This window comes from Pseudomonas sp. NPDC077451, assembly GCF_044543345.1.
Taxonomy (GTDB): domain Bacteria; phylum Pseudomonadota; class Gammaproteobacteria; order Pseudomonadales; family Pseudomonadaceae; genus Stutzerimonas.
The window spans coordinates 54,210-66,067 of record NZ_JBITVX010000004.1; the positions used below are offsets into that span (position 1 = coordinate 54,210).

At 63.0% G+C, this 11,858-nt stretch carries 9 protein-coding genes; 4 read left to right on the plus strand and 5 right to left on the minus strand.

Going from position 1 to position 11,858, the window contains the following annotated elements:
- The first annotated feature begins 195 nt into the window (after positions 1-195).
- Positions 196-1,674: a YdgA family protein gene (locus ACIGHL_RS08570; protein ID WP_128119769.1), complete on the plus strand. Its 1,479-nt coding sequence runs from the start codon at positions 196-198 to the stop codon at positions 1,672-1,674.
- 95 nt (positions 1,675-1,769) lie between these two features.
- Here ACIGHL_RS08570 and ACIGHL_RS08575 read toward each other — a convergent pair whose 3' ends face one another.
- Positions 1,770-2,921 (minus strand): sensor histidine kinase, encoded by a 1,152-nt coding sequence (locus ACIGHL_RS08575; protein WP_128119768.1) that lies wholly within the window; start codon positions 2,919-2,921, stop codon positions 1,770-1,772.
- Positions 2,922-3,177: 256 nt separating this feature from the next.
- On the minus strand, positions 3,178-4,989 hold the full coding sequence (locus ACIGHL_RS08580; RefSeq protein WP_128119767.1) for a bifunctional metallophosphatase/5'-nucleotidase: 1,812 nt from the start codon (positions 4,987-4,989) through the stop codon (positions 3,178-3,180).
- A 378-nt stretch (positions 4,990-5,367) separates the two neighbouring features.
- Between ACIGHL_RS08580 and ACIGHL_RS08585 the strand changes: the two genes are divergently transcribed.
- The 3 genes from ACIGHL_RS08585 to ACIGHL_RS08595 all read left to right on the plus strand — a co-directional run bounded on the left by ACIGHL_RS08585 (position 5,368) and on the right by ACIGHL_RS08595 (position 7,898).
- Positions 5,368-6,636 (plus strand): TrkH family potassium uptake protein, encoded by a 1,269-nt coding sequence (locus ACIGHL_RS08585; RefSeq protein WP_241509077.1) that lies wholly within the window; start codon positions 5,368-5,370, stop codon positions 6,634-6,636.
- Positions 6,626-7,309 (plus strand): potassium channel family protein, encoded by a 684-nt coding sequence (locus ACIGHL_RS08590; RefSeq protein ID WP_128119765.1) that lies wholly within the window; start codon positions 6,626-6,628, stop codon positions 7,307-7,309. Before ACIGHL_RS08585 ends, ACIGHL_RS08590 begins: the two co-directional genes overlap by 11 nt.
- A gap of 97 nt (positions 7,310-7,406) precedes the next feature.
- A complete protein-coding gene (locus ACIGHL_RS08595) occupies positions 7,407-7,898 on the plus strand; it encodes a DUF4126 family protein (RefSeq protein WP_128119764.1) in 492 nt (163 codons plus the stop codon).
- Between the two features lie 82 nt (positions 7,899-7,980).
- Here the strand turns inward: ACIGHL_RS08595 and ACIGHL_RS08600 are convergent, their stop codons facing one another.
- The 3 genes from ACIGHL_RS08600 to ACIGHL_RS08610 form a co-directional block, all read right to left on the minus strand.
- Positions 7,981-8,769 (minus strand): hypothetical protein, encoded by a 789-nt coding sequence (locus ACIGHL_RS08600; protein ID WP_128119763.1) that lies wholly within the window; start codon positions 8,767-8,769, stop codon positions 7,981-7,983.
- A gap of 390 nt (positions 8,770-9,159) precedes the next feature.
- Entirely contained in the window at positions 9,160-10,002 is an 843-nt protein-coding gene (gene yghU, locus ACIGHL_RS08605) for a glutathione-dependent disulfide-bond oxidoreductase (protein ID WP_128119762.1), read from the minus strand.
- A gap of 184 nt (positions 10,003-10,186) precedes the next feature.
- On the minus strand, positions 10,187-11,371 hold the full coding sequence (locus tag ACIGHL_RS08610) for a sensor histidine kinase (protein ID WP_128119761.1): 1,185 nt from the start codon (positions 11,369-11,371) through the stop codon (positions 10,187-10,189).
- Positions 11,372-11,858 lie beyond the last annotated feature (487 nt).

An 11,858-nucleotide genomic window follows, 5' to 3' on the forward strand; every position in this document is an offset into this window, starting at 1 on the left:
GCGCAGCATGGTTATCGGGCAATGGTGGGCTGAAGCCCACCCTACGGCGCTCAAGCAGTATTTTGCCCAGGTTCTCAACCTGCTCATCGCGCCGCATGGCGTGCTGGAGCCTGTACAGGTGCGCTGTTAGAGTGCCGCCGCTTGCCAACTACCGGCTGACAGGACGTCTGCCCAGCCGCCGCACAGGATGTTTCCATGAAAAAACTCGTACTTGCCGTTGCCGTACCGCTGGCTCTCGTCGGTGCCGCTACCCTTTACACCAGCACCCAGGTTGAATCGACTGCCCGCGATGCGGTCGAGCAAGCCAATATCCAGCTGCGCGAGATGAGCGTTGGGGCCGGCGCCGAGGTTGCCATCAAAATGCTCAGTTTCGAAAGCGGCCTGCTGTCCAGTAACGCCCGCTATCAGGTCGACATCGAGACCCAGGACACTGACGGCGAGCCCCGGCAGTTCACCGTGCTGCTGCAAGACCGCATCGAGCACGGCCCCTTTCCGGTGTCGCGCCTGACCCGCGGACAGCTGATGCCGGTTGCCGCCCAGAGCCATTTCCACCTCGAGCGGTCAGCGCAGACTGAAGCGCTGTTCGAGGCCGCCGCCGGTAAAAACCCGCTGGTCGGCGATGTCGCCTTCGGCTATGACGGCAGTCAACAAGGCGCGCTGCGCTCGGCCCCCCTCAATTTTGATAACGAAGACGGCACGGTTCGCGTTGCGGCCGGCACCGTGAACTTCGAAGTGGCCGACGAAACCACTACCGTGCGCCTGGAAGGTCAGCTGCCGGAAATCGACATGAACCTGCAACGCCGTGACGATGGCAAGCCGGTGCGGGTGAAGCTAAGCGGGATCGGCATGACCGTCGACAAGCATGACTACGTCAAGGGGTTCGGCCAAGGCCCCTCGGCCATCACGCTTGAACGCATGGAAATCCGGACCGACGACAATCCCGCCGTGGTCATCAAGAACGCCTCCATTGAAGAAGCGTCGAGTCGAAGCAGCGACGGCTTCGACCAGTCGATCGCTTACCGCGTCGGCGAGGTGGGGGCCAACGGTCAGTTCATCCGCAACCTGACGCTCGCCCTTAGCCTGCGCAACCTGGATGAAGACAGCCTCAAGGCGCTGGTGGAAAGTTACAAGCAGATCCTCGACAGCGCGGCCACCCCGCAGGAGGCACTCGACAACATCACCGACGTTCAGCAGCAGGAGCTGCAGGCGCTCGCCCTGCAATTGCTGGAGCACAAGCCCACCGTGGCGCTCGACGAGTTCGGCTTCGAGACCGCTAACGGTGCGGCCCGCCTGTCCGTGGTGGCCGACCTGCAGGGCCCGAGCGCAGAAGCCTTTACCCCCGATGCGATGATCATCAGCATGCTGGCGTCGCTCAAAGCCGAAGCCGGTATTGATAAAGGCCTGGTTCGCGATGTTGCCAGTCTGATCGCTCAGCGCGAGCCGCAGTACAGCGCCGACCCGGCTGCGTTGCAGCAGCAGGCAGACCTGACGACCGAGTTGTTCAGCGGTATGGCACTCGGTGCGGGCTGGTTCCAGCTGCAAGGCGATCGCCTGGTCAGCTCACTGCATTACGCCGACAACAAGGTGACCTTGAACGGCCGCGATATGACCGTTGAGGAATTCATCGGCTTTGCCTTCGGCTCGGTACTGGGCGCCGGCCTGCTCGGCCAGTAAGTACGGGGCCAGCATGAAAAAGGCGACTTCAGGGTCGCCTTTTCTTCGCGCGTGGATTGCGCACTACGATATGAATGGTCGCTGGCGCCGAGGCGCTAGTCAGTTGCGCGTCGTGATGCGTGCGCAGCCAGCGGCAGTTTCACCGTAAAGGTGGTGCCTAGCTCGGCGGTTGATTCGACGACAATAGTTCCCTTGTGTGCCGCTACGATCTCGCTGGCGATGTACAGCCCCAGGCCCAGCCCCGAGTGCGGGCCGTGTTCTCCTGCAGCGTACTGCGAATGACGGCTCATAGGATTGAAGATGTCTGCGATTGCATCCTTGGCAATGGGTTCTCCCTGGTTATGTACCGTGAACACCGCATGCGCCTGCTCGGCATGCATCCCTACCCTGATGGCTCCAGTCTTGCTGCCATGCTGCACCGCGTTGCTGATCATGTTGGAGAACACCTGTTCCATGCGCGAGGCGTCGAACAGGCCAGTCAGGTTTCCACTGGTGTCATAGGTAATCTGGCGTTCGGGGTTGTAGGCCCGCACTTCCTCCACCATGCCTTCGCACACCTCCGCCAGGTTGGCGTCAACCCGATGCAACGGGATGCCCGAGCCGCTCTGGGAGCGGGTGAAATCAAGCAAGTCGGTGACGATCTTGTTGGCTCGCTTGGCACTGGTATAGATCCGCGAGGCGAGCATGGTCGGTTTGGCCGTCAGGTTGTCGTCCAGAATCAGCACTTCAGCACCGAGTTGGATGGCGCCCAACGGGGTGCGTAGATCGTGTCCAAGAATGCCGAGAAAGACGTTGCGCGTGCTGGTCACCGTCCGTGAGTAGCTGGTAACGGATTCGGCGAGCGCCTGGTCGATGGCCTCGTTGAAGCGCGTCATATCCTCGACCTCGAAGTCCGTGCCACTCTTGATTTCCTGCAACCACTTTCGAAGGACACTTGAGCGCAGGGCACGGTACTCGGAAACCATCTCGTTAATGCTGAAGCCTGCATCGTGGCGCAGGACGGCGTGGGCTTCCGCCGCCGTTTCGCCGTCGCCCTTGCTTGCCTTGCCTATGGACTTGTCGATCTGCTCGGTCGTCGACTGACGGGTGCGAAGGTCCTCGGCGATGGTACGGAGCATCTGCTCGGCATGGTCGCGCAGGGCGTCAACGTCCATTTTGGGAGAGGCCCCAGGGATGGTTCTGGCGAAGTCTTCCCACGACTGGAGAATGGGCTCGAGGTTATCGAGGATGAAGTCGGCAAGACGCATGGGGCTGCTCCGCAACAAGGTGGACGCCGCACAACGTACCTGAATAACCGGGAGGCTTCTTGGCATCCCCACGCTGTTGCGGCTGTGGCAAGGGCGATCAGGTGGCCCTGTAAAACGTCCCAAAGTGCCCCCATCAGCCCAGGCATGGTGCTCGTAGACCGCTTGGCTGGGGGTAACCGTGCCGCCATGAGCAAAACGGGGAAACAAAAAGGGGACAGATTGAAGTCTCTGTCCCCTTTGTCTGCTGCGAGTTCAATCAGTCGACGCGCTCGATCCGTCCCTCAATGCTCCCGCTGAATGGCTGCGGGAGCGACTCGATGTAGTCGACCAGCGCATCCAGATCCACCGGGCCGACGACGCGATTCTTGCCTTCGGTGAGCACGGTGAAGTTGTCGCCGCCGCCGGCGAGGAAGGAGTTGACCGTTACGCGGTAAGTCGCCGCCGGATTGATCAGCGCACCGGTAGCATCGCGCATCTCGATCACGCGGTTACCCACGGGGCGCCCGGCGGACCAGCTGTACTGAATGCCGGAAGGCTTGAGCAGGCGCGCATAGCTCTGGCCGAGCCACTGTTGTTCGAGCAGGGTTTTGATCTGCGCGCCGGTCAGGTCCATGGAAACCAGATCGTTGGCGAAGGGCTGGATGGCGAACAGCTCGCCCCAGGTCACTTCACCGCTGTCCAGATCCGCACGAATGCCGCCCGGGTTCATAAAGCTGATTTGCGCGTCGGTAGCCACCCGCTGTGCATCGGCGATCAGGTTGCCCAGTGCCGACTCACCGGCTGGTGTTTCGGTGCGGGTGATGTCGCCCTGGGCCACGCCTACCGCACGCGCCACCAGCGGTTCGACACGTGCATCGGCCTGCGCCACCAGCGCGGCGACCTCCGGGTCCGGCGTCAGACCGGCGCCCTGGTCGGCCCAGGTGGTCATCACGGCGGCGGACTTCTCGACGATGTCGCGGCTGCGGCGGCTGACCTGGAGCTGGATATCGGCATAGGCGGTGCCGGCCGAGAAGGCTTGAGTCACCAGGATCGGTTTGCCGTTGGCATTGGGCACCAACGCATTGGTAAAGCCGTGGGCATGGCCGGAAATCACCACATCCACTTCGTCATCCAGACGCTCGATGATGTCGACTACCGGGCCGGTAACGGTGTCGGCTTCTGGGTTGGTCGGGCCGTCATAGCTGGTCTGCCGGCCACCCTGGTGCAGCGCGACGACAATGGCGCGTACACCGTGTCGGCGCAGCTCGGCCACGGACTGGTTGATGGCGTCCGCCTCGTCGACGAAACGCAGCCCGGCGACGCCGGAAGGCGAGACGATGGTTGGTGTTTCCTTGAGCACGGCGCCGATCACGCCGATGCGCACGCCGCTGGCGTAGTAGATGGAATAGGGCGGCAGCAGAGGTTCGCCAGTGGCCCGATCGATGACGTTGCTCGACACCGTGGGATAGCGCGCGCCCTTCCATTGGTCTTCGAGGAAAGGCCCTTTGGCGTGGTTGCCGCCGGTGAGCTGGCGCAGCAGCTCCGTCCTGCCATTATCGAACTCGTGGTTGCCGAGGGTGCCGATCAGGTTGCAGCGTTGCTGAGCGAAGGGCTGCGCATTGCGCGGCATGTCCAGCTGGCGGTTGAACGGCCGGCAGTGCGGGTTGGCCAGCAGGTTGAAGAAGCTGATCGAGGGTTCGTCGCGCAACAGCGCGGAGTTGGGTGGCGAGGCGCCGACCTGGTCACCGTCATGCACGATCAGCGTGTATTCGCCGCTGGCCGATTTCAGGTAGGAAGCGAGCACCGCCGCGCCACCGGCAGGCCGGCCGGCGACAGCGCGCGGCGACAGTTGGCCATGAAAGTCGTTGATGCTGAGCAGGTTGACCGACACCACCGGCTCGACCCGCCAGTCGGGCGCGCGCCAGCTGCGACGCTCACTGGCGCGCTGTCTGGCGCTCAGGCCTTCCAGCTGCTGCTCGCGATAATCCTGTTCGATGGAGCCGTGCTCGGGCAGTGCCTGAGCAAGCGCCGGGCCGGCAAGGCCGATCAGGCTTGCCGCTAACAGCCAATCCAGTGCGCGCGTATGCATTGTTGTGTCCTCGGTGCGGTGGAGTCCGACCGAAACTAGAAAGCGCGCGTGGCAGGTTGATGACTGCTTCTTGGCGTTTTGGCGAGAGGCGACGTGCGGTCTGTTCAGTGCCGGCAGGCTCAGATAGACCGCGCCCGGCGGGCATGCCTGCTCTGGATGTCGCGAGGTTACGCACGTATGCGTGACCGCGCCGTATCGATACGCTTTTGCTATCGTGGCGGCCAGTTCGCCGAGGCTGGCTGTTGTTCGGCAGGCCCAGAACCCACACAGCTCAATGGCCGGACGTTCGGCCTCGCAACCGTTTAGGTGTCGCCTTTGCTACACAACGCTGCCCGCCGACCGGCTCGTCTCATTCCGCTCGCCTTTCTCATCGCGACCTTGCTGGGCACGGCGCTGCTGTCGCTTCCGGCGGCCACGGCCGGGCCTGGTCAGGCACCGCTGCTGACGGCACTGTTCACTGCTGTGTCGGCGGTGTGTGTGACGGGGCTCATCGTGCAGGACACGGCCGTGTATTGGTCGTTTTTCGGGCAATGCGTGATCCTGCTGCTGTTCCAGATCGGCGGCCTGGGCATCATGAGTGGCGCGACGCTGCTCGGCCTGATGGTCAAGCGACGGCTGCAGTTGAGCAGCCGTCTGGTCGCGCAGCAGGAGACACGCTCGCTCGGGCTCGGGGACGTCACGGGCGTGTTGCGGCTGATCCTGCTGGTTACCTTGAGCGTCGAACTGGTCGTGACGGCGATCCTCACCCTGCATTTTCGCCTGAGCTATGACCTGACCTGGTCCAAGGCACTCTGGGACGGGCTTTTCCATGCGGTATCGGCGTTCAACAACGCCGGTTTTTCGACCTATTCCGACAGCCTGATGAGCTTTGCCACGGACCCGGTGATACTGGTGCCGGTCATGCTGGCGGTGATCATCGGCGGTCTGGGCTTTCCCGTGCTCTACGAGTTCCGCCGCGACCAGCGCGGTAAACCCTGGACCATCCATACGCGCATCACGCTGTGGGGTTCGGCGGTGCTGCTGTTCGGCGGCATGGTGGCGATCCTGTTCTATGAATGGAGCAACCCAGGCACGCTGGGCGGCATGTCGCTGGGTGACAAGCTATTGTCGGGGCTGTTCACATCGGCAGTGGCGCGCACGGCGGGCTTCAACAGCCTGGACGTCAGCCAGTTCGAGGCGCAGACGCTGGCCGTGCACTATTTCCTGATGTTCGTCGGCGGCGGCAGCGCGGGCACCGCGGGCGGAATCAAGGTGACGACCTTCTTCCTGCTGTTCTTCTTCATTTGGGCTGAGATTCGGGGCAACGCCGACACCGTGGCTTTCCGCCGGCGCATCTCCTATGCGACGCAACGCCAGGCGCTGACCGTGCTGTTTCTCGGCTCGCTCACCGTGGCCATCGGCACCATGATCCTGCTCAGCGTGACGCGGCTGGAGCTGGGCGTCGTGCTGTTCGAAGTGATTTCCGCGTTCGCCACGGTCGGTCTGTCGACCGGCATCACGGCTGACCTGCCAGCGTCCGGTCAGCTGGTGATCATCGCGCTGATGTTCATCGGCCGGGTCGGCACCATCACCCTGGCCACGGCCCTTGCGCTGCGCAGCGTGACCAAACACTACCGCTACCCGGAGGAGCGCCCCATTGTTGGATAACCTGTTCGGCAAGACATTCGAGAACGACAGCGTCGCCGTCATCGGCCTGGGGCGATTCGGTTCGGCCGTGGCCGATTCGCTCACGTCCATGGGCCACGAAGTGCTGGGCATCGACAGCAACAGTGCGAACGTCCAGCAATGGGTGGATCGGCTGACCCATGTGGCCCAGGCCGACTCGACCGACGTGCGCGCGTTGCGGCAGCTGGGCGTCGATCAGTTTCGTCATGTGGTGGTAAGCATCGGTACCGATCTCGAGGCCAGCGTATTGACCGTGCTCGCGCTGCAGGAAATCGGCGTGCCGGACATCTGGGCCAAGGCCCTGAGCAAGCGCCACGGGTTGATCCTCGAGCGCACCGGCGCCCATCACGTCGTCTACCCGGAAACTTCGATGGGCGAGCGTGTGGCGCATCTGGTCACCGGCAAAATGTTCGAGTTCATCGAGTTCGACGACGGCTTCGCCATCGCCTCGACCCACGCGCCGAAGCGAATCCACAACAAGACACTCGCCGATTCCGGGGTGCGCACGCATTACGGCGTGACCATCGTCGGGGTGAAGCGGACCCATGAAGACTTCATCTACGCCAAGCCAGAAACCCTGATACATCCAGGTGACATTCTCATCGTGGCGGGCGAAACCAAGCGGGTGGAAAAGTTTGCGGCGGCAAAGGGCTAGCCGCGCAGCCGCTGCGGCTAGCTGACCGCTCGGAGCTGAACATGAACGGCTGATGCCCTATCCCGGTCGCACATAAGAGCAATCGGGAGGCACACGCATGACCACTCTGAGCAATGTTTTATGGGGCGCTCTGGCGCTCGGCCTGGTAACCGGGATGCGCAGCACGCTGGCGCCCACCATGACCAGTCGGGCACTGGCTGCGCAGGACGATATCGACGAGGCAGACGAGCCGGCGCGCACCCTGGCCTCGCACCGCGCACAGCAATTTCTGCTGCCCATGGCGACGGGCGAACTGCTGGGCGACAAGATGCCCTTTGCACCGGACAGGACCATCCTACCGTCGATGATGTTTCGCGCCCTGTCGGGAGGGGTGACTGCTGCGGCGCTGGCCAGCGCACGGCGACAGCCGATATGGCTTCCGGCATTGGTTGGCGCAACGGCCGCGCTTGTCTCGTCGAAGGTCGGGCTCGCGTTGCGTAAACCCTATCAGGCCAATCCCTATGTCAACGCCGCGCTGGGGCTGACGGAAGATTGCGTGGCGCTGGCACTCGGTAGCGCCGGGCTGCGGTCCGCGCTGGGCAAGCGCTAAGGGGAGGTGGCGCGGTTCGCTAAAGCCGGTTGAAAACACACGGGCCGCATCCGCGGCCCGTGATCGCTCAGCGGTCGGCGTTCTACCGCTTGATCACGCACACCCGGTCTGTGCAGGTGCCGGCGTGAGTGGCGTCCAGGCTTTCCGTTGCGTCGCGGGTGCCGACGGTCTCGCCAGCGAGGCCGCCGCCAGTCGGGGAAGCAGTGCCGGTGTTTTCCGGGTAGTCCGTACCGGCCCGTTTGGCCGCAGTGCCCACGTCGTAGCGCCCGGTATCGCCGGAGCCGGTGTGAGTGTCGCCGGTACTCGCAGTACCCGTTGTGCCGGTGACCGGGGCAGCCGTATCTCGGGTTCCGGTTGACTGGTCCGCAGCCCCGGCTGCATGGCTGGTGGACCCCGCGAAATGCTTGTCCAGGTGACTGTCACCGCCGGTGGCGCCGGCATAGGGGCTGGTCGCTCCGGCATAGCCAGGGGTCGAACTTGCACCGGCGCCGTTGTCGTCGATATTGAGCGCGCCGTTGTACTCCAGTGCGTCACGTGCACGGAGCAGTTGGTCCTCGTCGTACACGTCGACTGCGATCACCAGCGAGCCTCGGCGCACGGCCTCCGGATATGCCGTGGCGTGGCGACGGTGCTCTTCATGCGGCTCATGGCCGAACAATGACTTGAAGAAGTGAGCGACTTTGGACTCGTGATGTTCGCGGTCGACGGTCTCGCCAGTGGCGGAATAGGGCTCGTCGTAGGCATGGATTTCCGCGCGGTCGGCGCCTACTGAATGGATCTGTTCTCTGGCGATGCCCCGCGACATCAGGTCACCCTGGGTGCGGTTGGCATCGGTCAGCGTCGCGAACGCTGCTACTAGTGTGTGTTTCATGGTTCACCTCGCGTTGTGTTGAACAACTGGGTAGTCGAGCGCTGCGCTGTCAGTACCGCATGACACATTGGGTGCGGGTAACCACGGCAGCCTGCTGCTTGATCGGCTGCAACAAGAGCAACGCTCATTGATATTGGGTCGGGACGTGCCGCTATAGTTCAGATCAGCGGTCGGAAACTCGGCCAACCTGGCTTGCGCAGGCGATGGCGGCTCAAGGCGAGATGGGCATTGCTTGAGAATGAATGCGCTTGATGACGGCCGTCAGCGCTGCCCACAACGGCGAACGCAGGGGCGGCAGCTGCAGTGTTGCGTCGGCCGGAAGGCGGCTGCGGGGTGGGGCTTCGCTGGTGTGTTCGAAGGCCGGTCAGTTTGCCTGACCGGCCGCGTGGCTTAGTCCAGGTCCGACGCGTCGTGGCGTTCCGGCGCCTGTTCGGACTCATCGCCCCAGGTGCGATTGACCTTGCGTCCGCGTATCACCCCCGGCCGCTCGGCCACTTCAGCGGCCCAGCGCTGTACGTGTTTGTAGTGCTGCACCGAGAGGAATTCACCGGCCTCGTACAGCTCACCGCGGGCCAGCACGCCGTACCAGGGCCAGATCGCCATGTCGGCGATGGTGTAGTCGTCGCCAGCGATGTAACGGTTGTCGGCCAGCTGGCGGTCGAGCACGTCGAGTTGGCGCTTGACCTCCATTGCGTAGCGGTTGATCGGGTACTCGTACTTCTCCGGCGCATAGGCATAGAAATGCCCGAAGCCGCCGCCGAGGAAGGGCGCCGAGCCCATCTGCCAGAACAACCAGTTCAGGGTTTCGGTCCGTGCGCGGGTTTCGGTCGGCAGGAAGGCGCCGAATTTCTCGGCGAGATAGACCAGGATCGAGCCGGACTCGAACACCCGCAGCGGTTCGCCTTCGACGCTGTGGTCGGCGAGTGCAGGAATCTTTGAGTTCGGATTGATCTCGACAAAGCCGCTGCCGAACTGGTCGCCATCGCCGATCTTGATCAGCCAGGCGTCGTATTCGGCACCGCTGTGGCCGAGCGCCAGCAGCTCTTCGAGCATGATCGAGACCTTTACCCCGTTGGGTGTGGCCAGCGAATACAGCTGCAGCGGATGCTTGCCCACCGGCAGCGCCTTCTCTTCCCGCGCTCCGGCGGTAGGCGCGTTGATGCTGGCAAACTTGCCGCCCGAGGGCGCGTCGTGGGTCCAGACTTTTGGCGGTACGTAAGGCGTGTCAGGCATGGGCAATCTCCTCGAGTGGGTTGAACCGGGGATGTGCACAGCATCCTACGCGTTTGCACGGCAGGGTCGAAATCAAGCGGGTTGATAGTGGGCATCAACGTCGCGCAGGCGTGCGCTTTCTTTCGGTGGGCAGGGCTGGTAGTCCGTGGCTAAAAGGGCCTATTGATCGCCAGCAAGCTGGCGCCTACAGCGGTCTATCCAGGGCGACAGTGGCGAGTCGGGACTCTCTGAGAGGCGGCAGGGCGTGTTCGGTCAGCGGCAGTCGGACGATAAAGGTCGTGCCTTGCTCGGCATTGGATTCGACATGAATGCTGCCCTGGTGGGCGGCCACGATCTCGCTGGCAATATAGAGCCCCAGGCCTAGTCCGGACTGAGGCCCATGCTCACCGGCGGCGTACTGGGAGTGGCGGCTCATGGGGTTGAAGATGTCAGCAAGTGCCTCCCCCGCGATCGGCTCGCCCTGGTTGTGCACGGAAAACACTGCATGCGCCTGTTCGGCGTGCAAGGACACCCTGATCTGTGATGTAGCGCTGCCGTGCTGCACAGCGTTGCCGATCAGATTGGAAAACACCTGCTCCATCCGCGAGGCGTCGAACAGCCCGGTCAGGTTTCCGCTGGTCTCGCAGAGAATATTGCGGTCCGGGTGATAGGCCAGCACTTCTTCGGCCATGCCTTCGCACACTGCGGCCAGATTGGTTTCCATACGGTGCACCGGAATGCCTGCACCGCTCTGCGAGCGGGTGAAATCGAGCAGGTCGTTAACGATCTTGTTGGCACGTTTGACGCTGGTATAGATGCGCGTCGCCAACATGGTCGGTTTGGGGCCGAGGCTGCCGTCGAGCAACAGCACTTCCGCACCGAGCTGAATCGCGCCCAGAGGCGTGCGCAAATCGTGTCCAAGGATGCCCAAAAAGACATTCCGCGTGCCGTTGACCGTTTGTGAGTAGCTGGCCACGGACTCGGCGAGCGCTTGGTCGATGGCCTCGTTGAAGCGGGTCATGTCCTCGACTTCGAAGTCAGTGCCTGACTTGATTGCCTGCAACCACTTGCTCAGTACGCTGGAGCGCAGGGCGCGGTACTCGGACACCATTTCATCGATGCTGAAGCCGGCGTCATGACGCAACACCGCGTGGGTTTGCGCCGCCGTTTCACCGCCGCTTTTGTGTGACTTGCCGATGGATTTGCTGAACTGCTGGGCTTTCGACTGACTGGTCCCCAGGTCCTCGGCAATCGTTCGCAGCATCTGCTCGGCGTGGTCCCGTAAGGCTTCGGTGTCCATGGAGCGAGTTCCCAGAATGGTTCTGGCGAAGTCTTCCCACGACTGAAGAATGGGCTCGAGGTTATCGAGGATGAAATTGGCAAGGCGCATCGGGCTGCTCCGCAAGGTTGGACGCCGCTAAGCTCACCTGGACAACGGTGGCGTCTTGCCCACGGCTGATGCGGATGTGGCCGACGCGAAATCAAAGGGTCGTGTAACGCGCACTCAGTATGCACCAGCCCTGTCGCAGTTATGGCGCGAACCGCTGCTCGGTCACCGGGCGGCGGCCTGGGGAAGTCTAGGGGGAACGGTCAGCAGCGAACACCGAGGACCAGGCGGTGCACCTCGTAAGGTCGATCAAGCAGATTCGATAGGGGTCGTTGGCATCGGATAGCCGAGCGGCTTTGTAGGAGCCAGCTTGCTGGCGATCCGGGGCTGCAGGGCGTTATTGATCGCCAGCAAGCTGGCTCCTACAGGGGAGATGGCTTATTGCTGATTGCCCACGGCTGATGCGGATGTGGCCGACGCGAAATCAAAGGGTCGTGTAACGCGCGCTCAGTATGCACCAGCCCTGTCGCAGTTATGGCGCGAACTGCTG